General features: G+C 64.5%; 28 protein-coding genes and 5 tRNA genes. 12 read left to right on the forward strand and 21 right to left on the reverse strand.

Going from position 1 to position 26808, the window contains the following annotated elements:
* The first annotated feature begins 119 nt into the window (after positions 1-119).
* On the forward strand, positions 120-782 hold the full coding sequence (locus tag ACFMBG_RS10165) for an NnrU family protein (protein ID WP_421054581.1): 663 nt from the start codon (positions 120-122) through the stop codon (positions 780-782).
* Positions 783-844: 62 nt separating this feature from the next.
* Positions 845-1363, forward strand: coding sequence for a DUF2478 domain-containing protein (locus tag ACFMBG_RS10170; RefSeq protein ID WP_421054582.1), 519 nt, complete (start codon positions 845-847; stop codon positions 1361-1363).
* A 132-nt stretch (positions 1364-1495) separates the two neighbouring features.
* Here ACFMBG_RS10170 and ACFMBG_RS10175 read toward each other — a convergent pair.
* Positions 1496-1579 (reverse strand) — tRNA-Tyr (locus tag ACFMBG_RS10175).
* Between the two features lie 120 nt (positions 1580-1699).
* Between ACFMBG_RS10175 and rlmB the strand changes: the two genes are divergently transcribed.
* From rlmB to ACFMBG_RS10190, 3 genes are all read left to right on the forward strand, one after another.
* Entirely contained in the window at positions 1700-2476 is a 777-nt protein-coding gene (gene rlmB, locus ACFMBG_RS10180) for a 23S rRNA (guanosine(2251)-2'-O)-methyltransferase RlmB (protein ID WP_421054583.1), read from the forward strand.
* A 98-nt stretch (positions 2477-2574) separates the two neighbouring features.
* On the forward strand, positions 2575-3036 hold the full coding sequence (locus ACFMBG_RS10185; RefSeq protein WP_421054584.1) for a YHS domain-containing (seleno)protein: 462 nt from the start codon (positions 2575-2577) through the stop codon (positions 3034-3036).
* 205 nt (positions 3037-3241) lie between these two features.
* The gene (locus ACFMBG_RS10190; RefSeq protein WP_421054585.1) at positions 3242-3712 is read left to right on the forward strand and encodes a CoA-binding protein; all 471 of its coding nucleotides are present in this window, start codon (positions 3242-3244) and stop codon (positions 3710-3712) included.
* Positions 3713-3953: 241 nt separating this feature from the next.
* On the opposite strand, the gene ACFMBG_RS10195 is transcribed toward ACFMBG_RS10190, so the two are convergent.
* Complete coding sequence (locus tag ACFMBG_RS10195; protein WP_421054586.1) at positions 3954-4271, reverse strand: phosphoribosyl-ATP diphosphatase; 318 nt, start codon at positions 4269-4271, stop codon at positions 3954-3956.
* 10 nt (positions 4272-4281) lie between these two features.
* Positions 4282-5043 (reverse strand): imidazole glycerol phosphate synthase subunit HisF, encoded by a 762-nt coding sequence (gene hisF, locus ACFMBG_RS10200; RefSeq protein WP_421054587.1) that lies wholly within the window; start codon positions 5041-5043, stop codon positions 4282-4284.
* Positions 5044-5254: 211 nt separating this feature from the next.
* Between hisF and ACFMBG_RS10205 the strand changes: the two genes are divergently transcribed.
* Positions 5255-5701: a DUF302 domain-containing protein gene (locus tag ACFMBG_RS10205; protein ID WP_421054588.1), complete on the forward strand. Its 447-nt coding sequence runs from the start codon at positions 5255-5257 to the stop codon at positions 5699-5701.
* 31 nt (positions 5702-5732) lie between these two features.
* On the opposite strand, the gene ACFMBG_RS10210 is transcribed toward ACFMBG_RS10205, so the two are convergent.
* Positions 5733-6023, reverse strand: a complete 291-nt coding sequence (locus ACFMBG_RS10210; protein ID WP_421054589.1) for a hypothetical protein — start codon at positions 6021-6023, stop codon at positions 5733-5735.
* A 37-nt stretch (positions 6024-6060) separates the two neighbouring features.
* Complete coding sequence (gene hisA, locus ACFMBG_RS10215; RefSeq protein ID WP_421054590.1) at positions 6061-6783, reverse strand: 1-(5-phosphoribosyl)-5-[(5-phosphoribosylamino)methylideneamino]imidazole-4-carboxamide isomerase; 723 nt, start codon at positions 6781-6783, stop codon at positions 6061-6063.
* Between the two features lie 134 nt (positions 6784-6917).
* On the opposite strand from hisA, the gene ACFMBG_RS10220 reads away from it, so the two are divergent.
* Complete coding sequence (locus ACFMBG_RS10220) at positions 6918-7304, forward strand: DUF2147 domain-containing protein (protein ID WP_421054591.1); 387 nt, start codon at positions 6918-6920, stop codon at positions 7302-7304.
* Positions 7305-7322: 18 nt separating this feature from the next.
* Here the strand turns inward: ACFMBG_RS10220 and ACFMBG_RS10225 are convergent, their stop codons facing one another.
* Both ACFMBG_RS10225 and ACFMBG_RS10230 read right to left on the reverse strand, forming a co-directional pair.
* Positions 7323-7574, reverse strand: a complete 252-nt coding sequence (locus ACFMBG_RS10225) for a WGR domain-containing protein (protein ID WP_421054592.1) — start codon at positions 7572-7574, stop codon at positions 7323-7325.
* A 106-nt stretch (positions 7575-7680) separates the two neighbouring features.
* Positions 7681-8217, reverse strand: coding sequence for a peroxiredoxin-like family protein (locus ACFMBG_RS10230; RefSeq protein ID WP_421054593.1), 537 nt, complete (start codon positions 8215-8217; stop codon positions 7681-7683).
* Between the two features lie 71 nt (positions 8218-8288).
* Between ACFMBG_RS10230 and ACFMBG_RS10235 the strand changes: the two genes are divergently transcribed.
* Positions 8289-9062 (forward strand): AraC family transcriptional regulator, encoded by a 774-nt coding sequence (locus tag ACFMBG_RS10235; protein WP_421054594.1) that lies wholly within the window; start codon positions 8289-8291, stop codon positions 9060-9062.
* A 66-nt stretch (positions 9063-9128) separates the two neighbouring features.
* On the opposite strand, the gene hisH is transcribed toward ACFMBG_RS10235, so the two are convergent.
* Positions 9129-9767 (reverse strand): imidazole glycerol phosphate synthase subunit HisH, encoded by a 639-nt coding sequence (hisH, locus tag ACFMBG_RS10240; protein WP_421054595.1) that lies wholly within the window; start codon positions 9765-9767, stop codon positions 9129-9131.
* Position 9768: 1 nt separating this feature from the next.
* A complete protein-coding gene (hisB, locus tag ACFMBG_RS10245) occupies positions 9769-10356 on the reverse strand; it encodes an imidazoleglycerol-phosphate dehydratase HisB (RefSeq protein ID WP_421054596.1) in 588 nt (195 codons plus the stop codon).
* Positions 10357-10548: 192 nt separating this feature from the next.
* Here hisB and ACFMBG_RS10250 point away from each other — a divergent pair, with 192 nt between their 5' ends.
* A complete protein-coding gene (locus ACFMBG_RS10250; RefSeq protein WP_222505458.1) occupies positions 10549-10788 on the forward strand; it encodes an Lrp/AsnC family transcriptional regulator in 240 nt (79 codons plus the stop codon).
* Between the two features lie 374 nt (positions 10789-11162).
* Here ACFMBG_RS10250 and ACFMBG_RS10255 read toward each other — a convergent pair whose 3' ends face one another.
* The 8 genes from ACFMBG_RS10255 to ACFMBG_RS10290 all read right to left on the reverse strand — a co-directional run bounded on the left by ACFMBG_RS10255 (position 11163) and on the right by ACFMBG_RS10290 (position 15868).
* Positions 11163-12515: an aminotransferase gene (locus ACFMBG_RS10255; RefSeq protein ID WP_421054597.1), complete on the reverse strand. Its 1353-nt coding sequence runs from the start codon at positions 12513-12515 to the stop codon at positions 11163-11165.
* 165 nt (positions 12516-12680) lie between these two features.
* A tRNA-Gly gene (locus ACFMBG_RS10260) sits at positions 12681-12755 on the reverse strand.
* Between the two features lie 144 nt (positions 12756-12899).
* Positions 12900-12974 (reverse strand) — tRNA-Gly (locus ACFMBG_RS10265).
* 144 nt (positions 12975-13118) lie between these two features.
* Positions 13119-13193 (reverse strand) — tRNA-Gly (locus ACFMBG_RS10270).
* A gap of 90 nt (positions 13194-13283) precedes the next feature.
* Positions 13284-13697 carry a very short patch repair endonuclease gene (locus ACFMBG_RS10275; protein WP_421054598.1) on the reverse strand — a complete coding sequence of 138 codons (414 nt, stop codon included), beginning with the start codon at positions 13695-13697 and terminating at the stop codon, positions 13284-13286.
* Positions 13682-14584, reverse strand: a complete 903-nt coding sequence (locus tag ACFMBG_RS10280) for a NaeI family type II restriction endonuclease (RefSeq protein WP_421054599.1) — start codon at positions 14582-14584, stop codon at positions 13682-13684. Before ACFMBG_RS10280 ends, ACFMBG_RS10275 begins: the two co-directional genes overlap by 16 nt.
* A 105-nt stretch (positions 14585-14689) precedes the next feature.
* Positions 14690-15649: a DNA cytosine methyltransferase gene (locus ACFMBG_RS10285; protein WP_421054600.1), complete on the reverse strand. Its 960-nt coding sequence runs from the start codon at positions 15647-15649 to the stop codon at positions 14690-14692.
* 144 nt (positions 15650-15793) lie between these two features.
* Positions 15794-15868, reverse strand: a tRNA-Gly gene (locus ACFMBG_RS10290).
* Positions 15869-16025: 157 nt separating this feature from the next.
* Between ACFMBG_RS10290 and ACFMBG_RS10295 the strand changes: the two genes are divergently transcribed.
* Complete coding sequence (locus ACFMBG_RS10295) at positions 16026-16211, forward strand: hypothetical protein (protein WP_421054601.1); 186 nt, start codon at positions 16026-16028, stop codon at positions 16209-16211.
* A gap of 100 nt (positions 16212-16311) precedes the next feature.
* Here ACFMBG_RS10295 and ACFMBG_RS10300 read toward each other — a convergent pair whose 3' ends face one another.
* On the reverse strand, positions 16312-16704 hold the full coding sequence (locus ACFMBG_RS10300; RefSeq protein ID WP_421054602.1) for a DUF2314 domain-containing protein: 393 nt from the start codon (positions 16702-16704) through the stop codon (positions 16312-16314).
* A 169-nt stretch (positions 16705-16873) separates the two neighbouring features.
* Positions 16874-20317: a pyruvate carboxylase gene (locus ACFMBG_RS10305; RefSeq protein ID WP_421054603.1), complete on the reverse strand. Its 3444-nt coding sequence runs from the start codon at positions 20315-20317 to the stop codon at positions 16874-16876.
* A gap of 407 nt (positions 20318-20724) precedes the next feature.
* Here ACFMBG_RS10305 and ACFMBG_RS10310 point away from each other — a divergent pair, with 407 nt between their 5' ends.
* Positions 20725-21162, forward strand: a complete 438-nt coding sequence (locus ACFMBG_RS10310) for a BLUF domain-containing protein (RefSeq protein ID WP_421054604.1) — start codon at positions 20725-20727, stop codon at positions 21160-21162.
* Positions 21163-21180: 18 nt separating this feature from the next.
* Here the strand turns inward: ACFMBG_RS10310 and ACFMBG_RS10315 are convergent, their stop codons facing one another.
* Together ACFMBG_RS10315 and ACFMBG_RS10320 are read right to left on the reverse strand one after the other, a co-directional pair.
* The gene (locus ACFMBG_RS10315) at positions 21181-22332 is read right to left on the reverse strand and encodes an alpha-hydroxy acid oxidase (RefSeq protein WP_421054605.1); all 1152 of its coding nucleotides are present in this window, start codon (positions 22330-22332) and stop codon (positions 21181-21183) included.
* A 60-nt stretch (positions 22333-22392) separates the two neighbouring features.
* Complete coding sequence (locus ACFMBG_RS10320) at positions 22393-24165, reverse strand: sensor domain-containing diguanylate cyclase (protein ID WP_421054606.1); 1773 nt, start codon at positions 24163-24165, stop codon at positions 22393-22395.
* A gap of 207 nt (positions 24166-24372) precedes the next feature.
* Here ACFMBG_RS10320 and ACFMBG_RS10325 point away from each other — a divergent pair, with 207 nt between their 5' ends.
* Entirely contained in the window at positions 24373-26742 is a 2370-nt protein-coding gene (locus ACFMBG_RS10325; protein ID WP_421054607.1) for an ATP-dependent helicase, read from the forward strand.
* The last annotated feature ends 66 nt before the right edge of the window (positions 26743-26808 follow it).

Genomic DNA, 26808 nt, shown 5'->3' on the forward strand with positions numbered 1-26808 from the left:
CTCAAATCCAAAAGAGAAGGGCGCCCCAGCGGCGCCCTTTTTTGATCTGGGGCAACGTTTTATACTCGCCGCCCGCCTATAGCTGCACACAAGACTGATCAATATCCGGAGCGACCCCGATGGGCTGGCTTGAATTCACCGCCGCGCTGCTGCTGTTCCTGGCCAGCCACGCCATTCCCGTGCGCCCGCCGGTGCGGCCCTGGCTGGTCAGCCGCCTGGGGCTGCGCGGCTATTTCATCGCCTACAGCGTGCTGTCGCTGATGATCCTGGCCTGGCTGGTCGTGGCCGCGGCCCGGGCGCCCTACGTGGGCGTGCTGCCCTATTGGGAGGGTTTCCGCTGGGTGCCTTTGCTGGTGATGCCGCTGGCCTGCCTGCTGGCGGTGGCTGGCATGATGCGGCAGAACCCCTTCAGCTTTGGCGGACTGGGGCTGCGCGCCTTTGATCCTGAGAATCCCGGCATCCTGGCCGTCAGCCGCCACCCGCTGCTGGCAGCCATGGCGCTCTGGGCCGGGGCGCATCTTCTGGCCAATGGCGACCTGGCGCATGTGATCCTGTTCGGCCTCTTTGCGGGCTTTGCCTGGATGGGCATGGCCTTGATCGACAGGCGCAAGCAGCGCCAGATGGGCCAGGGCGAATGGCGCCGCCTCAGCCGCAACACCGCGCGGCTGAACCTTGGCCGCTTGCGGCCCTCGGCGGGTGAAGCCGGGCTGGCGGCGGCGGTGTTCCTGGCGCTGCTGGTCTTGCACGCCCCCATCATCGGCTACAGCCCGCTGCCCTGGTAGGGCTTGACCCCGGCGGCCGCATGACCACCTATGAAACGACACGAGACTGGAGAGACTGACAAATGCACCTGGCCTATGTGATGACCGAAGAGCGCGGCGCCACCGACCGCCTGCTGAGCGAACTGGCCGAGCGGCTGCAGGCCAAGGGCCTCCGCCTGGCCGGCATCGTGCAGACCAATGTGGAATGCTACGACAAGGAGCTTTGCGACATGGATGTGCGGGTGCTGCCGGACGGCGAAACCATCCGCATTTCCCAGTCCCTGGGCGCCGGCGCCCGCGGCTGCCGCCTCAACCCGGAGGCGCTGGAACAGGCGGTCGGACAGGTCACTGCGACGCTGCATACGGACCCTGCGCCGCAGCTGCTGATCGTCAACAAATTCGGCAAGCACGAGGCCGACGGGCGCGGCATGCGCCCCATCATCGGCGAGGCGCTGGCTCTGGGCATCCCGGTGATTTCCGGCGTCAACAAGCTGAACGTGGAGCCGTTCCAGGCCTTTGCCGATGGCATGGCTGTCGAAGCGGGCTCGGATCTGGACGCGCTGGTCGAATGGGCGGTGCAGGCCGTGGCCGAAACCGCCTAACCCGGCGATTACCCTTTGAAATCAATCGAAAGGCCCGCGAAGCTCTCGCGGGCTTTTTGCTGCGCGGGGCAGCGCGCGGCCTGTTCAGCCTTGCTGCTGAACCACCATCGTCCGTCATGTGAAGAGGGAAAATGGTGGGCGACCCTGGAATCGAACCAGGCGTGCGTCTCCGCGAGGGAGTTACAGTCCCCTGCCACACCTTGCGGCCTGTCGCCCACTGTCAGTTGCTTGTTGCACCTGATGTGGAGGCGTGATTACAAGCAGGCCAAAGGGGCGTCAACAGGAAAATCGCAAGTTTTTCGCACGCCTCGCAAATTCTTTCTGCCGGAGAGCAAAATGACCAGGAAACCCAAGTGGGTCGTCGAAAAAGAACAGGCCAAAAAGGCCGCCGCCGCCGAAACCGTGTGGCTGTTCGGGCTGCATGCGGTGCGTGATGCGCTGCTCAATCCGAAGCGCGAAAAGATCCAGCTGATGGTGACCCAGAACGCGCAGGCGAAACTGGCGGATGCGATTGCGGAGTCCGGTGTCGAGGCAGAGGTCATCGACCCGCGCAAGTTCAACCCGCCGATCGACCCGCAGTCGGTGCACCAGGGGGCGGCGCTTGAAGTGAAGCCCTTGAACTGGGGCGGGCTGGCTGAAAACTGCATCGGCCGCGAGGCGCCGCGGGTGCTGCTCTTGGACCGGGTGACCGACCCGCATAACGTCGGCGCGATTCTGCGCTCGGCGGAGGTGCTGGGCGCCAGTGCGGTGATCGGCACCCGCCACCATTCGGCACCGGAAACCGGGGCGCTGGCCAAGACCGCCAGCGGCGCGCTGGAGCGCCAGCCCTACCTGCGGATGCGCAACCTGGCCGACACCATCACCGAGCTGCAGCAGATGGGCTTTATCGTGCTGGGCCTGGACGGGGAGGCGGAGCAGACCGTTGAGTCTGCACTGGAGGGCAAGAAGAATCTGCCCGTGGCGCTGGTTTTGGGGGCTGAGGGTCCTGGCTTGCGCCAGAAGACCAAGGAGACCGTCGACCAGCTGGTGCGGATCGACGCCGCGGGCGGTTTTGGCTCGCTCAATGTCTCCAATGCGGCTGCGATTGCGCTTTACGCCTCGATTGCACGCTAGGCGGGCTCAGCCCGTCACGGGGTAATCACATCTGCGTATGCTCCCTTTGCAACGGCAGGGCGCTGCGGCAGAGTCAGAGGGCTGCTGCAAGAATGTGAATGGAGAATAACGTGGCCCTGCGCCTGCTTTCGATGGCTGTTGCGGTTCTGTTTCTGTCGCTGCCCGGTTTGGCCCGGGCGGATGCGGCCATGTTCTCCTCCCGTGCGGGTGTTGCCATCGGCGGCTATGATCCGGTGGCATTCTTCGAACTTGGCGCCGCTGAGCCCGGGCGGCGCGGTCATGCGGTGATGTGGAAGGGGGTCGTGTGGCGGTTTGCCTCGGCCCGCAACCAGGCCCGTTTCGAAGCCAATCCCCGCGCTTATGCGCCGGCCTTTGGCGGCTATTGCGCCTTTGCGATGTCGCAGGGGATGCTGGCGGACGGCAACCCGAAGCTTTGGGCGATCGTTGACGGCGAATTGTTCCTTCTCAACAACCCGGAAGCAAGGGGAGTCTGGGCCACCCGCCGTGGCGAGCTGATCGCCCAGGCGCGGCTGCACTGGCCGGTGATTCTCCGGAAATAGCCCGTCACCTCACTTTTTCGCGAGGGGGGGTTTTATTTTTCTGACTGTGGCCCATATTCAATACAGACTGCGGAGTGGAACCACCGCAGATCTTTTTCACTGTCCCTCGTTCCATACCTCGCGCCCGGTTCGTCCGGGCGCATTTTTATTGGCGCGCAGCGAATCCGGCTTTGCGGCGGTGCGCGGCAAGGCTAGGGTGCGCGGCATGACAGATTACAGCGACGAGCATCTGAAAAAGGTCCTGCAGCGCACCAAGGTGGTGGCTGTGGTCGGCGTCTCGATGAACCCGGTGCGGCCGAGCTACTATGTGGCGCGCTACCTGGGCCTGAAGGGCTACCGGGTGATTCCGGTGAACCCGGGCCATGCGGGCAAGCGGCTGTTCGGCGAGACGGTGCATGCCAGCCTCTCGGAGATAGACGCGCCGGTGGACATGGTCGACATCTTCCGCCGCTCCGAGGCGGTGCCGCCGATCGTGGACGAGGCGCTGGAGGCGTTCCCGAAGCTGCAGACCGTGTGGATGCAGATCGGTGTGGAACATGCCGAAGCCGCTGCCAAGGCCGAGGCGCGCGGTGTCACGGTGATCCAGAATCGCTGCCCCAAGATCGAGTACCAGCGCCTGTTCGGCGAACTGCGCATGGGCGGCTTTGCCACCGGGATCATTTCCTCGAAACTTTGACGCCTGTGGCCGGGCAGGGTGCTCCCGCCCGTTCCGGCCCGTCCTGCCGGACGGCTTCCACGGTTGGGCCGGGCGCCGCTGCGCGGCGCAGGTTTTATGCTGAGAAGCCCTTGAGGGGCAGGAGTGCCCTCAAGGGCCTCACCGAGTGTGTTTCAGAGTGCGCGTCAAGGGCAAGCCGCGCTGGCGCGCGGAGGCTGCGCCTCCCTTGACCCGCGGCCGGACGGCCGGCCCTGACTGAGGATCAGCCCTTGGGGCGGCTGGCCTTCTCGGCAATGCCGCTGAGGCCCTGGCGTTCCGCCAGCACCTGCAGCACATCGTCCAGCGCCACATCGCGGGCGGCCAGCATCACCAGGAAATGATAGAGCACGTCGGCCCCTTCGGAGGCGAGCCCTGCCTTGTCGTCCTTCACCGCCTCGATGATGGCCTCAATGGCCTCCTCGCCAAATTTCTCGGCGCATTTCTCCGGCCCCTTGGCGAGCAGCTTGGCGGTCCAGCTGGTGTCCGGGTCTGCGCCCTTGCGGGACAGGATGGTGGCTTCGAGATCGTGCAGCAGGCTCATCACTTGCCCCTCAGTTCAGCCGCATCGGGATACCGGCGGCGGCCATGTGTTCCTTGGCTTCCTGGATGGTGTATTCCCCGAAGTGGAAGATCGAGGCCGCCAGCACCGCACTGGCGCCGCCTTTGGTCACGCCCTCCACCAGGTGATCCAGGTTGCCGACGCCGCCGGAGGCAATCACCGGCACGTCCACCGCGTCCGAAATGGCCTTGGTCAGCGGCAGGTTGAAGCCCGATTTGGTGCCGTCCCGGTCCATCGAGGTGAGCAGGATCTCCCCCGCCCCCTTGGCCGTCACCAGCTTGGCAAACTCCACCGCGTCGATGCCGGTCGGCTTGCGCCCGCCATGGGTGAAGATCTCCCAGCGGCCCGGCTCCACCGTCTTGGCGTCGATGGCGCAGACAATGCACTGGCTGCCGAACTGGTCCGCGGCCTCGGCAATCACGTCCGGGTTGGCCACGGCGGCCGAGTTGAAGGAGACCTTGTCGGCGCCTGCCAGCAGCAGCGCCCGCACGTCCTCCTTGGTGCGTACCCCGCCGCCCACGGTCAGCGGCACAAAGCACTGCTCGGCGGTGCGCTGCACCACGTCGAACATGGTGCCGCGGTTTTCATGGGTCGCGTGGATGTCGAGGAAACAGATCTCATCCGCGCCGGCCGCATCGTAGGCCTTGGCCGATTCCACCGGATCGCCCGCGTCGCGCAAGCCGACAAAGTTGACACCCTTGACCACGCGCCCGTCGGCGACGTCGAGACAGGGAATGATGCGGGTCTTCAGCATGTTGCCGTGCCTTTCAAACTGCTTGGCCCCGTGGGTACGCAATGCCCGCGGCAAGCGCAACAAATATGGCAGAGTCTGCGCGTTTTGGTCCGGGGCACGGGTGCAATCCGCGCGAAACCGCCGGAACCGTGCAGTCTCGCAGTTGTGAATTGCCTGGCCGGAGCGGATGCCCCGATCATGATCAGACGTCCCTGAATTTGGAGCAGCTGTTATGACCAAGACCTTTTTCCTTGCCGGAGCCATCGCCCTCGCCGCCGCACTGCCTGCCGCTGCGGAACTGGTGACCGTGCAGAGCCAGAAATCCGTCGGTGAAACCATGGACGCGCTGCAGGCCGCGGTTGAGGGCGCGGGCGCCACCGTCTTTGCCCGGGTGGACCATGCCGCAGGCGCGCAGAACGCAGCGCTGGAGCTGAGCCCGTCCCAGCTCCTGATCTTCGGCAATCCCAAGCTGGGCACTCCGGCGATGCAGGCCGACATGCGGGCAGGGCTCTATCTGCCGCTCAAGGTGCTGGCTTTTGAGGACGCGGACGGCCAGGTCTGGCTTACCTATGAGGACCCGGCTGAGATGCTGTCGGGCCTCGAAATCCCGGCAGATGCAGCGTTCATTGGCAAGATGCAGGGAGCCTTGGACAAGCTGACGTCCAAGGCGGCGCAATAACCGCGGAAACCGCCCGCGGGCTGCCCGTGCCTTAGCGGCGCGGGCGGGACCGGTGGCGGTCAATCACGATCGCAATGGCCCACAACAGCCCTGCGCCCATCGTGACCGGGCCAAAGATCAGCGGCCCCCAGGCGGCGAGGACACCCGTGGTATAGGCGGTCTCGCTCAGGTCATGGCCCAGCACCACGCAGGGGTTGGCAAAGCCTTCGTGGATTTCGCAATCAAAGCCGAACCCCAGCAGCATCACGAACGCAATGCACAGCAGCCACAGGACAATCGGCCCTATGGTCAGCGTCGCGAGGATTCGGCGGACAAGGCGCATGAATTTTCCCTTCGCCGGATCAGACCGGGGCGGGGCGTCAGGCCTTCAGAACCGCCAGCGCCTCTTTCAGGTCGATGGCGCCATCATAAAGCGCCCGGCCCGAAATCGCACCATTGAGCGGCGCACCGCAGGATTTCAGCGCCCGCAGGTCCTCCAGCGAGGACACGCCGCCTGAGGCAATCACCGGGATGCTGACCGCATTGGCCAGATCAGCAGTCGCCTCGACATTCGGGCCTTTCATTGCGCCGTCGCGCAGGATGTCGGTATAGATGATCGCGGCAACGCCCGCGTCCTCGAAGGATTTGGCGAGGTCGGTGACCATGACATCGGTCTCCTCGGCCCAGCCCTTGGTCGCGACCTTGCCGTTGCGGGCGTCGATGCCGACGGCGACCTTGCCGGGGAATTCCCGTGCCGCTTCGCGCACAAGGTCCGGGTTTTCCACCGCCACGGTGCCCAGGATGACCCGCGCCAGTCCCTTATCAATCCAGCGCTCGATGGTCGCCATGTCGCGGATGCCGCCGCCCAGCTGCGCGGGCACCTTTGTCTGCTTCAGGATCTCCTCGACCGGAGCCGCGTTCACCGGCTCGCCGGCAAAGGCGCCATTGAGGTCCACCAGGTGCAGCCACTCGCAGCCCGCCTCGACAAACTCCAGCGCCTGCGCGGCGGGGTTGTCGTTGAACACGGTGGTCTTGTCCATCTCGCCATGCAGCAGGCGCACGGCCTGGCCGTCTTTGAGGTCAATTGCGGGGTAGAGGATCATCCGGGCGGTCCTTCGTGAAATCAAGCTGGCGGTGTTTTGCACAAGCGCGGTCTGAAATGCAACGCGACCCGAAGTCAACCTTGCCTCGAAGCGCGCATCAGGGACAGGCTGCCTGAAAACAGGGAGGAAATGGAATGAAACATCTCTTTGCGGGCATGGCCCTGGCTCTGGGGCTGGCAGGGGCCGCAGCGGCGGATCCGGTGCTGGGCGTCTGGAAAACGGAACCCGACGACGGCTCCTACGCCCATATCCAGATGGCCAAATGCGGCGCTGCCGTCTGCGGCAAGATCGCCCGCACCTTCAACAGCGGCGGCGAATACCAGTCCCCGAACCTCGGCAAGACGCTGGTGATCGACATGGTACCGAACGGCGACGGCTCATACGAGGGCAAGGTCTGGCGGCCGTCGAATGACAAGATCTACATCGGCAAGATGGATGTCGCGGGCAACAGCCTGGCCCTGCGCGGCTGCGTGGCGGGCGGGCTGATCTGCTCTAAACAAACCTGGACCCGCGTCCAGTAAGCCCCTAAGGGGCTGTCTTTACAGCAGCCCCAGCTGCACCGGGATCGGCGCATAGCCGCGCTTCAGCTGCCGGTCCCGGAACCCTTCAAAGATCGCCAGCGCCTCGGTGTGGCCCGCGAAATAGGTCCGCTTCTGCGCGCCGCCCGGTGCATTCAGCGGTCCCGAGACACGCTCAACGCACCAGTCGCCGAACAGCGTCGGCGTCAGGCTCAGCAAGCAATACCGGTGCTTGCCTTCAGCGTGGTCGTATTTCTCGAAACGGATGTGCAAGGGGCTGCCGCAGTGACAAAAGGTCCGCCCCGTATGCATCGAAGCGGACCTCTTGTCTATTGCTCAAACCGGTGAATTGTACCGGCCCCCGCGGCAGCTGTGACGGTTACACATCACCGGTGTATTCACCGCGCGCCGGGTAGTTGTTGGGGATGGCGAAATCCAGTGCCGCCACCAGTTCCGCGAAATGCGGGCGCACAAACGGCATGGTCTGCACCGAACCGTAATAGAGCGTCTGTTCCGGCGTCACCATGAACAGGCCGGGCTCGGAGAACAGCGCCGGCTCCTCGATCCCGATCGAGGTCTTGCCGCGCGAGGTTGAGATGTAAAGCCCCCATTCCTTGGCCACGGACAGCGGCAGGTCATAGCCGAACCGCAGCTCCTTGGCCTCGATCTTGTCCGCCATCGCGCGGGTGCGCTCCTCGCCGTCGGAGCTAATGGCGATGCAGTTGACGCCGCGCTCGGCAAAGGCCGCAACCTTCTTCTCGAATTCCTTCAGATAGGTCGCGCAGATCGGGCAGTGCAGGCCCCGGTAAAAGCAGATCACGGTGCCGCGCTCGGCATTTTCCGCGGACAGGTCAAACTGGCCTTGGTCCAGCGTCGGCAGGGTCAGGTCCGGGGTCTTCTGGCGGGGGATCAGCATTAGAACGCTCCGTTTTGAGTGATGTGAGTGGTGTGAGTGGTGGTGCTTGCCTAACTGTATTGCGCAGTTTAATGTCGCATAAATCCGAAAAACCTGACGGGAACACCGGAAATTTGGACCGCCTCACCACATTGATGGACCGCTTTCAGCTGGCCGTGCAGGCTGCCGGGCCGGGGGAGGCCAATCTGATCGCATTGGCGGACAGCACCGGCGCGCCGGTGCGCATCCTCTATTGCACCCGGGGGGCGATGCAGGAGCTGGATCCGGCCACCGTGATGTGGGCGGCGCGGGTGGAGTGGTCGGGGCAGAGCAACCCGTTTCTGGCCGCTTTGCCGCAGCTGGTGGAGTACGACATCACCAGCAACGCCGAAGCGCAGGGGCTGGTGCGGCTGATGCAGGAGGAAGCCGAGGGTCAGCACTGCGGTGCGCAATCGGTGATCAACCGGTTGGGCGAGGTTCTGATGGTGCGCCTGTTGCGCAACCAGATCCAGAAAGGCGCGACAGAGCCGGGGCTGCTGGCGGGCCTCGCCGATCCGCGCCTCAGCCGCGCCATCGTGGCGATGCATGACCACCCGGGCAGGCTTTGGACCAACGCCGATCTGGCGCAGGAGGCGGGGCTGTCGCTGTCGCGCTTTGCGGAACTCTTCGCGGCGGAAGTGGGCGAAACCCCGATGGGCTACCTGCGCCGCTGGCGGCTGATCCTGGCGCACCAGGACCTTGCGCGCGGCGATAGGGTGGAGGCGGTGGCGCGCCGCTATGCCTATACCAGCCCCGAAGGCTTCACCCGCGCCTTCCGCAAGGCCTATGGCGTCGCGCCGGTTTCGCTGAGGACGGCTGCGGCCTAGTCGCTCCAGTCTTCTTCTTTGTAAAAATACTCCCGCCGGAGGCAACGGCGCATCAGCGCCGTCCCCTTACGGTTTCCAGGTCAGGAAGTTGCCGATCATCCGCAGGCCGGTGGCCTGGCTTTTCTCCGGGTGGAACTGCATGCCCACCATCGTGTCCCGGCCTATGACAGCAGTCACGTCGCCGGCATAGTCCACATGCGCCAGCCGCTCCGCCGGGTTTGCCACGCGGAAATGGTAGGAGTGCACAAAATACACGTGATCGCCGCTCTGGATGCCGTCGAACACCGGGTGAGCGTGGTCGATCACCAGATCGTTCCAGCCCATGTGCGGCACCTTCAGCGCCGGATCCGCCGGCGTGATTTTCACCACGTCGCCGCCGACCCAGCCGAGGCCCGGCGTTTCTTCGTATTCATGCCCGGTGGTCGCCATCAGCTGCATGCCGACGCAGATGCCGAGGAATGGCCGGCCCTTCTGCTCCACCGCTTCGACCATGGCGTCATAGATGCCCTTGTGGCCGCGCAGCTCTGCCGCGCAGGCAGGGAAGGCGCCGTCGCCGGGCAGCACCAGCCGGTCAGCCTTGGATACCACATCGGCGTCGGAGGTCACCACAACCTCGCCTGCATCCATCTCCCGCGCCATGCGCTGAAAGGCTTTCTCGGCGGAGTGCAGGTTGCCGGATTCGTAATCGATGATCGCGGTCAGCATTTTACAGCGCACCCTTGGTGGAGGGGATCGCATCAGCCTTGCGCGGGTCGGTTTCCACCGCCAGCCGCAGCGCGCGGGCGGCAGCCTTGAACGCCGCCTCGGCAATGTGGTGGCTATTGAACCCGTGCAGCTGGTCGATGTGCAGGGTGATGCCGCCGTGGGTGCTCAGCGCCTGGAAGAATTCGCGCACCAGCTCGGTGTCGAATGTGCCGATCTTCTGGGTTGGCAGTTCCACGTTCCAGATCAGGAACGGCCGCGCTGACAGATCCAGCGCGCAGCGGATCTGGGCGTCATCCATCGGCAGGTGGCACTCGCCGTAGCGGCGGATGCCCTTCTTGTCCCCCAGCGCCTGCACCAGCGCCTGACCCAGCGCGATACCGGTGTCCTCCACCGTGTGGTGGTCGTCGATGTGGTAGTCGCCCTTGGCGCGGATGGTCATGTCGATCAGCGAGTGGCGCGCCAGCTGGTCCAGCATGTGGTCGAAAAAGCCGACCCCGGTCTGGTTGTCGTAAACCCCGGTGCCGTCGAGGTTGATCTCGACCGAAATATCGGTTTCCGCGGTCTTGCGGGTCACTTTGGCGGTACGCATCAGCGGCTTATCCTTCGTCATGCTGCCAGAACTTTAATTCTGCCTGGGCGCTTATAGGGCGGGCAGGGGGCATGGCTCAAGTGCGGCATTGCGCAAGCGGGGCAATCTGTTGCAGCAATCCCGGTGTCTTGCGCCCGGATGCGGCGCATGCGAGCTTGGGCGCAAATCCTTGACCATTCAAAAGGGGCACCCATGTCCACCTGCGTCTTTGTCCAGATCCGCTGCAAGCCCGGCACCACCTACAAGGTGGCCGAGGAGATTGCGCTGCGGGAAATCCACTCCGAGCTCTACTCCACCAGCGGCAATTTCGACCTGCTGATGAAGCTCTACATCCCCAGCGGCGAGGACGTGGGCAAATACATCAACGACAAGCTGCTGCAGATCGACGGGATCGAGCGGTCGCTGACCACCATGACCTACAAGGTGTTCTGAAGCTCCCAGCCAAAGCCCCCCGCAGCTGCCGGGCTGCGAGGGGCATTGAGGGTCCCTGGTCCCCAACGGAACTCGTGACCGGAACAGGTGCCCGGTCTGCGTGTCAGCAGGCTGAGATTCGGCGTAAAGCGCTCAGCGGGTCGCGAAACGGACTCCGGCGGCGGTATGTCTGGCAGGAAGACCGGCAATGCCGGTACGGCGCGTCATCATGAAAATCTCGGTCTGAAACAAACTGCGCGCAGTCTAACCGATTTCTGCGGAAAAATCGACCCGCTTGCCGGGGTGCAATACCCTGTTGCACCACAGATGCTTACAAGAAAACGCCCCGGACAGGCCGGGGCGCTTCACGGAAAATGCCAAGGTGCCAATCAGGCTCAGCCTGCGATCAGCCCCTGTTCCTTCAGATCCGCATAGGCGGCGTCAACCGCTGTCTTCATCCGGGCCAGCATGTCGTCCACCTCTGCCTTGGTGATGATCAGCGGCGGGCACAGCGCCAGCGCGTTGCCGGCCACCGCCCGTACGATCAGCCCGTTGTCCTGGCAGGCCTTCTGCGCGGCAGCGCCGGCGGCGCCCTTGTCAAAGCTCGCACCGGTGGTCTTGTTCGACACCAGTTCCAGCGCCGCGATCAGACCCTTGCCGCGCACCTCGCCAACCAGCGGATGGCTGCTGAACACCTCGCGCAGCTGCGCCTGCATGTAGGCCCCCACTTCGGCGGCGTGTTCAAACAGGTTGTCGCGCTCGTAGATCTCCAGCGTCTTCAGCGCCGCAGCGCAGGCCGCCGGGTGGCCGGAGTAGGTATAGCCATGGCCGAACACGCCAACCTCGTTGGTCTGCGCAATCATCGCCTCATACATCCAGCCGGGAATGACGGAGGCGGAGATCGGGAAATAGGCCGAGCTCAGCTGCTTGGCAAAGGTCATCAGGTCCGGCTTGATGCCCATGGTGGTGCAGCCGAAATCGGCGCCGGTGCGCCCGAAGCCGCAGATCACCTCATCGGCCCAGACCAGGATGCCATGCTTGCGCAGCAGTGCCTGCAGCTTCTCGTAATAACCCTCCGGCGGCACGATCACGCCGGACGCGCCGGTGATCGGCTCGACAATCATCGCGGCGATGGTGTCGGGGTCCTCGGCCAGAATCTGCTGTTCCAGGTTGCCGATGATCCGGTCGACGAACTGCTCTTCGGTCTCATTGCCCTGGCGGCCGGTGTAATAATGCGGCGCGTCCGAGCGCAGGATGTGCAGCGCCTCCAGCGGCGCGTCGAAATGCGCCAGATTCGCGGGCAGGGAGGTCAGCGAGCCCGCTGCCACGGTCACCCCGTGATAACCGCGCTCGCGGGTGATGATCTTGCGCTTCTCCGGCTTGCCGATGGCGTTGAAGTAATAGCGCAGCATCTTGTAATGCGTGTCGTTGGCGTCGGACCCGGAGTTGCCGAAGAAGATATAGGCGTCCTCCACCGGCACCATCGCCTTCAGCTTCTCGGCCAGCTTCATGATCGGCTCATGGGTCTTGCCGCCGAAGGTGTGCGAGAACGGCAGCTTGTGAAGCTGCTCGGTGATTGCGTCCATCACCTCGGTGTTGCTGTAGCCCAGCGAGGTGCACCACAGGCCCGCCAGCCCTTCGATGTATTTGTTGCCGTCCGTGTCATAGACGTAGATGCCTTCGCCGCGGTCCAGGCACAGCTGCTCGGTCGCGGTGAAATTGGTGGTGGGATAGATGACAGGGGCCATGTCCAAACTCCTACAATGACCTGCCGCAGGGGCTGTTTGGCAGTAGCTTTGGCGTGTTTTGCAGCGCGCGTCAAAGGGAATTTGATCAAATTTCAGCGCAGGCCGGAGCCCGGTGCCTGCAAAAGCGAAAGGCCGCCCCGAAGGACGGCCTTTTCGTTTTTCCGATGGAGCGGGCGATGAGATTCGAACTCACGACCCTTACCTTGGCAAGGTAATGCTCTACCCCTGAGCTACGCCCGCGCTGCCATCCGGTGAGGCGGTGAATAGGAAATCCGGCAGGAGGCTGCAAGCGGAAAATGGCAGCTTGATGAAGAAAATGCCGCCGGCGCCGCCGGGCCAAAAAGCGAAAGGCCGCCCCGGAGGACGGCCTTTTCGGCTTTCGAATGGAGCGGGCGATGAGATTCGAACTCACGACCCTTACCTTGGCAAGGTAATGCTCTACCCCTGAGCTACGCCCGCGCTGCCATCCGGTGAGGCGGTGAATAGGAAATCCGGCAGGAGGCTGCAAGCGGAAAATGGCAGCTTGATGAAGAAAATGCCGCCGGCGCCGCCGGGCCAAAAAGCGAAAGGCCGCCCCGGAGGACGGCCTTTTCGGCTTTCGAATGGAGCGGGCGATGAGATTCGAACTCACGACCCTTACCTTGGCAAGGTAATGCTCTACCCCTGAGCTACGCCCGCGCTGCCATCCGGTGAAGCGGTGTTTAGGGCTTTCCAAAACGGGCTGCAAGAGGAAATTTCGAACCTCGCGCAAGTATCTGTGGATAAGCGTTATTCTCCGGTTTCGAGGAAGTCCGCGAGGCGGTTTTCCAAAGCGCCAAGGTCCTTGGTCTCGCATTCCCAGATCGTCAGCACCTGCCAGCCCGCGCCTTGCAGCGCGGCCAGATGTTCGGCGTCGCGCTCAACATTGCGCAGCAGTTTCGGCTCCCAGTAATCGCGGCGGGACGCGGGAATGCGCCCGTCGCGGCACTCATGCAGATGCCAGAAGCAGCCATGCACGAAGATCACCTTGCGGCGCGGGCCGAACACCAGATCCGGCTTGCCGGGCAGGTCCTTGCGGTGCAGCCGGTAGCGGAAGCCCATCCCGTGCACCATCCGCCGCACCAGCATTTCCGGCTTGGTGTGCTTGGCGCGGATCTTGGCCATATTGGCGCTGCGCCGTTCCGGAGTCAGCTTGTCGGCCATTCCACCTTGTGCCTGGATTGTTCCACCATGCGGGCATGGTAGCTGCTTTCAATCCGGCAGGAAATGAAGGCGCTGGCCGGGCAGGGCGGCAGCCCCAGCGCCTTGATCAGCTGGGCATCCTTCTGGCCTTCCAGCAGCACGATCTGCTCGCGTGCCAGCATGTCACGGGTGCCGTGGCCGCCATCGGCCCGGATCCGGCGCATGAAATCCTTCTGCTGCGCCACCGCCTCCACCACGTCGCGGGGAACCGGGCGGCGCTGGATCAGCCGGAACAGCTGTGCCATCCGCTCGTTGCCAGTCTCACCGGCAAAGATCTGCTGCACTGCCGCCTCATCCGCGGTGCGCCAGAAGTTGGCGGGGTAGGGCTGGTCCTTCAGCAGCCACAGGATATGTCGGAAACCCTCGGCGGAGATGCTGCGCTTGGCGTCCTTGTTCTGGCCCTGCGTCAGGTACTCGGGCCGGGCGATGATCAGGCCCAGATAGCAGCGTGCCCGCACCTCGTCGGCGGCGACCAGCAGGCAGGCGCAGTTCAGCGCCTCGGTCGGGATCATCCAGTTGCCGCCCATGGTGTGTTTGATGTCGACATCCTGGCCCAGAATCTCGGTATCCAGCCGCCCCTTGCGCAAGCGCAAGAGCGCCCGAAGCTCAATCTCCACCCGGGTGCCGATATAGGTCTTCTCGGTCTTCTCCAGCTCCTCATAGGCGCGCCGCCCGGTCTTGGGCGTCATGATCACATCGTCGATGCACTGACGCAGCATCTGCGGCACATCGTATTCGAGGGCCAGCGCGCCGCCTGCACGGGTGGTGATCTCTTCCGCCAGCGGGAAGAGGGTGCCGAAGTCCGGATGGCCGGGAAGCACAAGGGTGTCTGGGAGCTTCTGTTTCAAATGCGGATCTCCCGCCCGGCGGCACGCCGGGCAGTGCCCGACCGCCCCCATGGGCGGGCACTTCGTTTCCGCCCGCGGCCGGGCACTGCCCTTAACGCTCTGTTGCTACGCCCGAACGGCATGCAGGTTCGGCTTGGCAATCGCCGCCTTCAGCTCCCGCGCCACCGCCTCGGCCACCGGCGGCGGGAAAGCGTTGCCGACCTGGCGGTAGGCATTGGTCTTGGCGCCGGTGAAATGCCATGCATCCGGGAAGCCCTGGATACGCGCCACCATCCGCACCGTCAGCCGCGGCATGTCGTTGTGGAACGGATCCGGCGCTTCATAAGCGATGGTGCGTCCCTCAACGCCAAGCGCCGCCCAGGCACGCCGTGCGCGGGTCGGGCCCAGATCCGGGCCCCCGTGTTTCTTGGAGCCGCCGACGATGGTCGGCGCAATTTCATCGGCTTTGGCGGCCCAGTCATCGGCCCCGCGCCAGCCGCGTTCCTTCATCAGGTCGATGAGGGTGGCACCAACGGTCGGCGGGTTGTGCGGCAGCGGCTCGGGCCAGTTGAACTGGCCGGCAAACTCCTTGCGCAGGGCAACAATCGCCACCCGCGGCCGCAGCTGCGGCACCCCGAAGTCGGAGGCATTCAGCAGCCGCCAGTCGGTCTCATACCCCAGCTTCGAGAGCTGCTTCTTCAGCTTCTCGCGGTAGTCATGGAACACCGCATCCAGAAAGCCGCGCACGTTCTCGATCATCACGGCGCGGGGGCGGGTGGCATCGACGATCTCGATCGCATCGTCGAACAGATTGCGCTCGTCCTTCTCGCCCAGCTGCTTGCCCGCCACCGAGAACGGCGGGCAGGGCAGGCCGCCCGCCAGCAGGTCGATGCCCTTGTAGTCGCCCGCAACCTCCTTGAACTTGCGCACGTCCTCCTCCAGCACGTTCCAGGCGGGGCGGTTGTGGCGCAGGGTGGCACAGCAGTGCTTGTCGATCTCAACCAGCGCGGTGTGATCAAAGCCTGCCTTCTCCAGCCCAAGGGCCTGGCCGCCCGCACCTGCGCATAGTTCTACCGATGTCAGCATTCTGCTCTGCCCGCCCGTATCTGTTCTTGCTCTGTTCCTAGGCGGTAAAGCGATTCCGCACAAGGTTTTCTGCACCCGGCCAGACTATGCGGATTCCCGGAAAAGCGAAAGGCCGCCCCGAAGGGCGGCCTGTCCGTTTCCCGATGGAGCGGGCGATGAGATTCGAACTCACGACCCTTACCTTGGCAAGGTAATGCTCTACCCCTGAGCTACGCCCGCGCTGCCATCCGGTGAGCGGTGAAATAGGGTCTCCGCCCGCCGGCTGCAAGTGGAAAAACGGTGCGCAGCGAAAAAAATCCGCCAGGGCCGCGACGGAAGCGCTGGGCGCGCGCGTTTCACCCCCAAACAACCGGATTTTCAAAGGGAGATTTTGGCCATGCTTTGGAAAGATGTTCTGCGGATCACCAGCCTGGCTTCAGCAATCGCGGCCGGGCTTCTGGTGCAAGGGGCACGCCACGCCAATGCGCCGGAGGCGGACAGCGTGGCCGGGCAGGCCGAGGGGATCAAGCCGGTGCAGGTCGAAACCGTCACCTTGCCTGAATTCGCCGCCCGCAACGCCTGATCCAGCAACGTACTCTTCGAACACCCCCCCTGCGGAACGGGAGCCTATCAGGCTCCCAGGGCGGGCTTGGCCCGCCGGGCGCTGCCGCTGGCTGCCGTATCTACCAGCCCTGAGGCACAGGATTGACCGACAGCACCTGTTCAAGCTGGGCCCGGCTGTCCGCGTCCAGATGCGGTATCATCACCCGTGTGGTGAAGTTGCCGTAGAGCTGCCCGTTTATGAAAACGCTCCAGTCGCGCAGGCTTGCCCGGTCGAACTTCACGGTGTCGCCAAAGTGCTTGCCTGGCAGATCATTCGGTTCATTGGCCAGCTTGCCGGTCATGCCGCCGCCGGCTGCAAGGGTGAACTGGTCCACCCAGATGTTCTCGTGGCCATAGCTGGTCTCCAGGGCCACCTTGACCAACGCACCGCCAGCCGCATTGCCCTGGCCGTCCAGAACATGGGCGAAAAAGGCATCCATCGAGCTTTGCGCCGAGCCGATGGCGGCGTTCATTTCCGGGTCCTCCGTTTCAAACTGAATGATTGGATCCCCGGCGAAGGCGGCAACAGGGGCAGAAGCCAGTAGCGTGGCTAAAATCAGAGGCCTGAACATTTGAATCTCCATAAAAAAAGCTGCGGCCAAGGACTGGCCGCAGCTTCAACTCTAGCGCTTTCCGGCTGGATTATTCCAGCTCGACCAGCAGGTCCTTGGCGTCGATCTGGCCGCCGGCCTGGACATGCACCGCGGTGACGGTTGCGTCGCGCTCGGCGTGGATGCCGGTTTCCATCTTCATCGCTTCGATGGTCAGCAGCAGATCGCCTTCCTTGACGTTCTGGCCCGGCTGCACCGCGACGGTCGCCACGACACCCGGCATCGGCGCGCCAACGTGGTTCGGGTTGCCGGCCTGTGCCTTCGGGCGCGCTTCGGTCGAGGCCTTGACCAGACGGTTGGGCACCCGGATCACGCGGGGCTGGCCATTCAGCTCGAAGAAGACCTTCACCTCGCCCTTCTCGTCGGTCTCGGAAATCGCCTGCAGGCGGATTTCCAGGGTCTTGCCCGGATCGATCTCGGCAGTGATCTCCTCGCCCGGCTCCATGCCGTAGAAGAAGGTGCGGGTCGGCAGGGTGCGCACCGGGCCGTACTGGCGGTGGCGGCCCATGTAGTCCAGGAACACCTTGGGATACATCAGGTAGCCGTTCAGGTCCTCGTCATCGACCTTGAAGCCTTCCAGCTGCTTGGACAGATCGGCACGGACCGCCTCCAGGTCGACCGGCTCCAGATGCGCGCCGGGGCGCTCGGTGTTCGGCGCTTCGCCTTTCAGCACCTTGGACACGATGCTGTCCGGGAAGCCGCCCGGGGGCTGGCCCAGGTTGCCGCGCATCATGTCGACCACCGAGTCGGGGAAGGCGACGTCGGTCTTGGGATCCTCGACCTGCGCACGAGTCAGGCCTTGGGAGACCATCATCAGCGCCATGTCGCCAACCACCTTGGAGGAGGGGGTCACCTTCACGATGTCGCCGAACATCTGGTTCACGTCGGCATAGGTCTGCGCCACGTCGGCCCATTTCTCTTCCAGACCCAGCGAGCGCGCCTGCGCCTTCAGGTTGGTGAACTGGCCGCCCGGCATCTCGTGCAGGTAGACCTCGGAAGCCGGGGCCTGCAGGCCGCTTTCGAACGCCACGTACTGCGCCCGCACCTGCTCCCAGTAGCCGGAGATCTCGCGCACCTTGGCGATGTCGATACCGGTGTCGCGGTCGGTGTTGCGCAGCGCCTCGACGATGGAGCCCAGGCAAGGCTGCGAAGTGCCGCCGGAGAAGGCGTCCATGGCCGCGTCCACCGCATCGACGCCAGCATCCGCCGCTGCCAGGATGGTGGCACCGGCCACGCCCGAGGTGTCATGGGTGTGGAAGTGGACCGGCAGGCCGACCTCTTCCTTCAGCGCCTTGACCAGCTGGCGGGCAGCGGCCGGCTTCAGCAGGCCCGCCATGTCCTTCAGACCCAGGATGTGGGCGCCGGCGGCTTCCAGTTCCTTGGCCATGCCGACATAGTACTTGAGGTCGTACTTGGCGCGGTTCGGGTCCAGGATGTCACCGGTATAGCAGATGGTGCCTTCGCAGACCTTGCCGCTTTCGACCACGGCATCCATGGCGACGCGCATGTTCTCGACCCAGTTCAGCGAGTCGAAGACGCGGAACACGTCGACACCGGTCTCCGCCGCCTGGCGCACGAACTCCCGCACAACGTTGTCCGGATAGTTGGTGTAGCCGACGCCGTTGGAGGCGCGCAGCAGCATCTGGGTCATCAGGTTCGGCATCCGCTCGCGCAGGTCGCGCAGGCGCTGCCAGGGGCATTCCTGCAGGAAGCGGTAGGCCACGTCAAAGGTCGCACCACCCCAGCATTCCACCGAGAACAGCTGGCTCAGGTTCTGCGCATAGGCCGGCGCCACCTTGATCATGTCGATCGAACGCATCCGGGTTGCCAGCAGGGACTGGTGGCCGTCGCGCATGGTGGTGTCGGTCAGCAAGAGCTGCCGCTGCGCCTTCATCCAGTCGGCCACCGCCTGGGCGCCCTTCTGCTCCAGCAGGTTGCGGGTGCCATAGGGCAGGTTGCCCGGCTCGGCCTTGGGCGCGCGCGGTTCCTTCAGGTCCGCGGCAGGCGCCGGGCGGCCTTCGGTCTCCGGGTGGCCGTTCACGGTGATGTCCGCGATATAGGTCAGCACCTTGGTGCCGCGGTCGCGGCGCTTCTTGAACTGGAACAGGTCAGGGGTCTCGTCGATGAACTTGGTGGTGTATTCATTCGACAGGAAGGTCGGGTGCTTCAGCAGGTTTTCGACGAACGCGATGTTGGTCGACACGCCGCGCACCCGGAACTCGCGCAGCGCGCGGTCCATGCGGGCAATTGCCTTCTCCGGCGTCGGCGCCCAGGCGGTCACCTTGGTCAGCAGCGAGTCATAGTAGCGGGTGATCACGCCGCCCGCATATGCGGTGCCGCCGTCCAGGCGGATGCCCATGCCGGTTGCAGAGCGGTAGGCGGTGATGCGGCCGTAATCCGGGATGAAGTTGTTCAGCGGGTCTTCGGTGGTCACCCGGGTCTGCAGCGCGTGGCCGTGCAACTGGATCTCATCCTGGCTGGCTTTGCCGGTGGCTTCGGCAATGGTCTTGCCTTCCGCGATCAGGATCTGCGCCTGCACGATGTCGATGCCGGTGACCTCCTCGGTCACGGTATGCTCCACCTGCACCCGCGGGTTCACCTCGATGAAGTAGAAGTTGCCGGATTCCATATCCATCAGGAATTCGACGGTGCCCGCGCATTCATAGTTCACATGGGCACAGATGCGGCGGCCCAGGTCACACAGCTCGGCGCGCTGCGCGTCGCTCAGGTACGGGGCAGGGGCGCGCTCGACCACTTTCTGGTTGCGGCGCTGGACCGAGCAGTCCCGCTCGTAGAGGTGATAGATCTCGCCGTGCTTGTCGCCCAGGATCTGAACCTCGACGTGGCGGGCGCGGGTGATCATCTTCTCCAGATAGCCCTCGCCGTTGCCAAAAGCGGCTTCCGCTTCGCGTCGGCCTTCCAGCACCTTCTCTTCCAGCTCCTTCTCGGCGTGGATCGGACGCATGCCGCGCCCGCCGCCGCCCCAGGAGGCCTTCAGCATCAAGGGGTAGCCGATCTCGGCCGCTTCCTTGCGGATCGCGTCCATGTCGTCGCCCAGCACCTCGGTCGCCGGAATCACCGGCACGCCGGCCGCGATTGCCACCTTGCGGGCCGAGGCCTTGTCGCCAAGCGCGCGCATGGTTTCGGCCTTGGGGCCGATGAAGGTAATGCCGTTGCGGGCGCAGGCATCGACGAAATCCGGGTTCTCCGACAAGAGGCCGTAACCGGGGTGGATCGCATCGGCGCCGCTTTCCTTGGCGACGCGGATGATCTCGTCGATCGACAGATAGGCCGCCACCGGCCCCATGCCTTCGCCGATCCGGTAGGCTTCATCCGCCTTGAACCGGTGCAGGCCGAGCTTGTCCTCCTCGGCATAGACGGCGACGGTGCGTTTGCCCATTTCGTTGGCTGCGCGCATCACGCGGATCGCGATCTCGCCACGGTTGGCAATCAGGATTTTTTTGAAGTCGGTCATGTCACCCTCGGGGTCCGTGCAAGTTGGTGCAGTGTTAGGCGGATATTAGCGATCCGCACAACCGTAGTTCTGGGTATTTCCGGCATGATTGCGCTCTCAAGCGGCCTGTTTTTGGATTTTTGTTACATTTCGGATGGCGGTTTTTTCCGCTTTGTAACGGGCCTTGCCCCGTTTGATCAGAACCGCGGGACCAGGGGGCGGCCGCCTGCCTGGCCCGCATTCGGCCAGCGCGCTCAACTTCGGGTCGGGAATGCTCAGCTTGGCGCAACCGCAGAGCCAGCCTCTGACCTTCCGAGACAGCGGCTGCCGGCGCTCCTCCGGCCAGGCCGAAAATAGGCTTGGGTTCAATCGCTTGCCCTCAGAAACCAGCCGCGCCCCGGCGCCGGCTGCTGCCAAGGAGAGTAAACATGCACCATCTCATTTACGTCAGCCAAGCCGTGCGCGGCATGTCCAGCCAAGAGCAGGCCGTGATCGTGGAGAACGCGCGGACATCCAACGCCGCCGCCGATGTGACCGGCATGCTGGCCGGCCGCAAGGGGTGGTTCCTGCAGGTGATCGAAGGTCCGGCCGAGGCGCTGGCTGCGCTGTTTCACCGCATCAGTTCCGGCCCGCGGCACGGCAATATCCGGGTGCTGGTCAGCCAAGCGGCACCTGCTCGGGCGTTTCCGGAGTGGCGGATGGCCGTCTCCGAACCGCATGGGCTGCCCAAGCCGGTTCAGAAGCACGTGTTTTCGCTGCAGAAGCTGAGTCCGGTCAACAGTCCCGGCCGCGGCAGCGGAACCGCCGTACGTCCGGCCGTGCGCGGCTTTCTGGCCGCCTTCGAGCGGCTTGAGAAAACCGCCTGAACCGCGCCGCGCAACGGTTCATCCTGCCGCTGGCGGCCACCGCTCCAGCGTCTTCAGCGCCGCTAGGTCCGGCGCGCCCAGCTGGCTCATGTTGGCCTGCATGTCCTTGGCCAGAATGTCCGTCAGATGCGCCGGGCCATCTGCGCCAAGTGCTGCCAGCGCATAGTGGTAGGCGCGGCCCAGCATGACGAAATCCGCCCCCAGCGCCAGCGCCCGGATGATGTCCAGCCCGCCCTCGATACCGCTGTCGAAAATCAGCGGGATCTGCACGGCGTCCCGGATCTCCGGCAGCAGATCTATCGCGGCGGGGCAGCCATCGAACTGGCGTCCGCCGTGGTTGGAGATCCACACCGCATCGGCCCCGGCCTCTTCCAGCCGCCTGGCATCCCGCGCCCGCAGCACCCCCTTGATGACGAAAGGGCCGTCCCAGTTGCGCCGCAGCCACTGCACATAGTCCCAATCGGGCGAGGTCCGCAGCAAATAGCCGATATGCGCCGTTGGCGGCAGGTTCGCCTGCGCGCCGGAGATATATTTGTCCAGGGTCCGCATATGCGGCATCCCGTTCCGCGCCATGCCAAGCGCCCAGGCAGGACGCATCGCGATCTGCGCCAGCAGCCGCGGGGTCAGCCTGGGCGGCTGGGTCAGGCCGGAGCGGGTCTGCCGCTCCCGGCGCGAGGCGGCGGGCACATCCACCGTCAGCACAAGCGTCCTGAACCCCGCATCCCGGGCCCGCGCCAGCAGGTCGGCGCGGATGCCCTCGTCCTTGGGCGGGTACAGCTGGAACCAGGCGTCCTGGCCCAGATGCGGCGCCAGATCCTCGGGCGATTGGCTGGCCACGGTGGACAGGCAAAAGGGAATGCCCGCCGCGGCGGCGCTGCGCGCCAGCGCGGCCTCGGCATCCGGCCAGATCAGCCCGGACATGCCCACCGGGGCGATGCCGAAGGGCAGGGCCTGCGGCGCGCCCAGGAACCCGGTGCTCAGATCCGGCTCCATCGGCCCGTGCAGGATGGACGGTAGAAAACGGATCCGGTCCAGCGCCGTGCGGTTGCGGGCGCGGGCCTGCTCGGCACCGGTGCCGCTGTCCAGGTAATCCCAGACAAACCGCGGCAGCCGCGCCTTGGCGCGGCGTTTCAAATCGTCGAGGCCGGGGTAGCGCTGATGCAGATCCATCCGTGCATTTGGAGTGCGGGGGCGGAAAATGTCCAGCCCCCGCGCAGGCTTGGGAAGGCCCTAGCCGGCTTTCGGCAGGGCAGGCAGCGTGTCCGCTTCGGCCTGGCCGCCGCTGTCGCCCGGGCTGGAGACGCAGATCTGGTTCCTGCCCTTGGCCTTGGCCGCATACAGCGCGTCATCCGCAGCCCGCAGCAGTTCCTGCGGGATCAGCCCGTGTCTCGGGAAATGCGCAACGCCTGCGGAAATGGTGATGCGCGGCAGGTTCTTCTCGCCGTAGCGCACGGTGATTTCCTCAACCTGCTGCCGCAGCAGTTCGGCCCGGGTGACCGCATCTTCCGGCGTGGCCCCCGGCAGGATCAGGGTGAACTCCTCGCCGCCCGGGCGGCAAGCCACCTCATCCCCGTCGCAGGCCTTTTCCAATGCTGAGCCAACCGCACGCAGCACCATGTCGCCTGCATCGTGGCCATGGTTGTCATTGAACTTCTTGAAGTGGTCGACGTCCACGGCAACCACGCTCAGCGCCGTGCCGCGCAGCTCGCTGGCGTGGATCAGCTTGCGCAGGCTGTCGGTCATATGGCGGCGGTTGTATAGACCGGTCAGCGGATCGCGCACGGATTGGTCATGTAGCTGGTCGCGCATCCGGACATTGGCAATGGCCATGCTGATCTGCTCGGCGCACATCTGCGCCAGCTGCTTGCAGCTGGTAAAGTCCCCGGCCCGGCTGGGCCGCGCCCGCAAATGCATCAGGCCGACGGTTTCACCATGCGCCAGGATCGGGAAGCAGAAATAAGGCCGCCCGTCATGGGGTTCCGCGTGCTCGCAGGTAAAGGCCACCTCGGTGGAGCCGAACTCATAGGTGCGCCCGCGGCGCAGGCCCCAGCATTCGCCGGGGTGGATGTGATCCTTGTGGCTGCCGCCGTTCCAGCTCACGCAGCCGTCGAGTACGTCCCGCGAATTGGAGAACACATAGACGCTGCCCTCGGCATCCGGCAGCAGGTGGCTCATGAATTCCGATACCATCTTGAACAGCTCGTCGAGCGAGCGGCAGGACTGCAGCCATTCGTTCAGCTCGCCCAGCAGCTTCACTTCGCGCGCGAGCTGCATCTGGTTGGCCATGACCTCGTGATCCTTGGCAGAACGCTCCTCCACCTGCCGCATGGTGCGGCGGTTGGTCTTGAAAACAACAATGGTGACAACGGTCATTGCTGCAATCGTGACGATCGATATCAGGGCAAGCGAAAACCGGACCCGGGTGATGAATGTGTTCCTGACCTCCGTGATGTCCGAATAAAATTCGATGGCGCCGATAAAGATACCCTCGTGCATGACCGGCGAATACACCTCGGCCACCTCGCGCACAGGGATGGAACCGTCCGGATTGACCGCCGTCATGAGACCGTCAACTTCGGTTGCCGGCTTTTCCTCATGCTTGTAATAGACGACGCCCTTGGAAACGGTGGACTGAAAATACGGCTTGGTGTTCCGGTCGCCAATGTTCTCGGCCCGGGTGGACCAGAAAATGGTGCCGTCCGCCTCGAACAGGTTCAGCCGGTACACGTCCGAGGTTTTCGGCATCAGGCTCAGATACTCGGTGTCTCGTTCGGTCAAATCGCCAAGGACAAAGGTATCCTCGCTGCTGGAGAGGTGCAGCAGAACGGCGCGCCGCCAGGTGCCGGCCTGCTTGCGAAGGTCCGCCTCCAGCATCCGGTCGACAATCGGGGCGGGCACCGTCAGCACGGCCCAGGCGGCCAAAGCGGCCACGGCGAGCAGGGCAAAGAAAAGAGAGTATGCTTTGAACTGGGGGAGCAATGTCCTGGCCAGGCGGTTTGTCATTTCGTAATCCCAAAATTGGCGGATTTTGCGGTAGGATCGCGATTTGCCCCTGTTAAAAGGTAAAGATAACCCGCTGCAGGTCATGAAGAATAAAGACAATGCAACTTAACCTGACCGGCCGGTTGGGCGGCATGGGCTGCAAATTCAGGGTGAACAGACTGTGAACGTCCTCTTTCCGCCGCGGCTGAATCAGGCTAGGGTCGCGGCATGAGCAGTTTCGACGAAATGGACGCCTTTGAGGGCGCATCGCTGTCGGCCCGCGCCATGCAGGCGCGGCCGATGCCGTATCTGGACAGCCTCAACCCGGCACAGCGGGAGGCGGTGGAATGCCTCGACGGCCCTGTGCTGATGCTGGCGGGGGCGGGCACTGGCAAGACCAAGGCGCTGACCACCCGCATCGTGCATCTCCTCAGCACCGGCCGGGCGCGCCCGAACGAGATCCTGTCGGTGACCTTCACCAACAAGGCCGCCCGCGAGATGAAGGAGCGGGTAGGCGCCATGCTGGGCCAGGCGGTCGAGGGCATGCCCTGGCTCGGCACCTTCCACTCGATCTGCGTCAAGCTGCTGCGCCGCCACGCAGAACTGGCGGGGCTGAAATCGAACTTCACCATTCTCGACACCGACGACCAGATCCGCCTGCTGAAGCAGCTGATCCAGGCCGCGGGCATCGACGACAAGCGCTGGCCCGCGCGGATGCTGGCGGGCATCATCGACGACTGGAAGAACCGTGCCCTGGCGCCGGACAAGGTGCCGGCCGGCGACGCCAGCGCCTACAACAGCCGCGGCACCGAGTTCTATGCACAGTACCAGACCCGCCTGCGCGAACTGAACGCGGTGGATTTCGGCGACCTGCTCCTGCACATGGTGACGATCTTCCAGAACCACCCGGACGTGCTGGAGCAGTACCAGCGCTGGTTCCGCTACATCATGGTGGACGAATACCAGGATACCAACGTCGCCCAGTACCTGTGGCTGCGGCTGCTGGCCGGCAGGCACAAGAACGTCTGCTGTGTCGGCGACGATGACCAGTCGATCTACGGCTGGCGCGGCGCGGAGGTCGGCAACATTCTGCGGTTCGAAAAGGATTTCCCCGGCGCCATGGTGGTGCGGCTGGAACAGAACTACCGTTCCACCGGCCATATCCTCGCCGCCGCCGCGGGCGTCATCCGCGGCAACCAGGGCCGTCTCGGCAAGGAGCTGTGGACCGAGGCCGGCGATGGCGAGAAGGTCCGCCTGATCGGCCATTGGGACGGCGAGGAAGAGGCCCGCTGGATCGGCGAGGAAATCGAGGCGATGCAGCGCGGCACCCGCGGCCAGTCGCCCATCGGCCTCAACAGCATGGCCATCCTGGTCCGCGCCTCCCACCAGATGCGCGCGTTCGAGGACCGCTTCCTGACCATCGGCCTGCCGTACCGCGTGATTGGCGGCCCGCGCTTCTATGAGCGGATGGAGATCCGCGATGCCATGGCTTATTTCCGTGTCGTGGTCTCGCCCGACGACGACCTGGCGTTTGAGCGCATCGTCAATACTCCGAAACGCGGCCTCGGCGACAAGGCGCAGCAGACCATTCAAGGCATCGCCCGCGAAAATGGCGTTTCACTGGTGGAGGGTGCGCGGCTTGCAGTCGAGAGCGGCCAGATCAAGGGTAAGGGCGGCGGCGCCCTGCGCCAGCTGGTCGAAGGCATCGCCCGCTGGGGCCGCATGGCGGGCGACGCCGGCATGACCCATATGGAGCTGGCCGAGATCATCCTGGATGAGAGCGGCTACACCGCCATGTGGCAGAACGACAAAAACCCGGACTCGCCGGGCCGCCTGGAAAACCTCAAGGAACTGGTGAAGGCGCTGGAATCTTTCGAGAACCTGCAGGGCTTCCTCGAACATGTCAGCCTGGTGATGGACAACGACAAGCAGGACGCGGACGAAAAGGTCTCAATCATGACCCTGCACGCGGCCAAGGGCCTCGAATTCCCCGCGGTCTTCCTCCCGGGCTGGGAGGATGGCCTGTTCCCCTCGCAGCGCTCGATGGACGAAAGCGGCCTGAAAGGCTTGGAGGAAGAACGCCGCCTTGCCTACGTCGGCATCACAAGGGCGGAGGAAATCTGCACCATTTCCTTTGCCGGCAACCGCCGGGTGTTCGGCCAGTGGCAATCGCAGCTGCCCTCCCGCTTCATTGATGAGCTGCCAGAGGAGCACGTCGAAGTGCTGACGCCCCCGGGTCTCTATGGCGGCGGCTACGGCGCTGCCGCGCCCGGCGGATCCATGGGGACAGGGCAGGTCCGCTCCACCATCGAGGAGAAAATGGCGCAGGCCGACGGCTACAACTCCCCCGGCTGGAAACGGATGCAAGCCCGCGCGGGCCAGCGCGGGTTGTCGCAGCCGAAGGAAAGCAAGCATCAGGTGATCGACCTCACCGCCACCTCCAGCTTCACCCTGGGCGAGCGGGTGTTCCACCAGAAATTCGGCTATGGCGCCATCACCGGCATCGAGGGCGACAAGCTGGAAGTGGATTTCGAGAAGGCTGGCCCCAAGAAGGTGGTTGCCCGCTTTGTCTCCGCCACGGACGACGTTCCCTTCTGATCAGCCCGGTTTGGCCGGCTGTGCCGGCGGATCGGATCGCGCAGCGATCCGATCCGGGCGCGGGGG

The sequence above is a fragment of the Leisingera coralii genome, assembly GCF_049056525.1.
Classification (GTDB): Bacteria; Pseudomonadota; Alphaproteobacteria; order Rhodobacterales; family Rhodobacteraceae; genus Leisingera; species Leisingera coralii.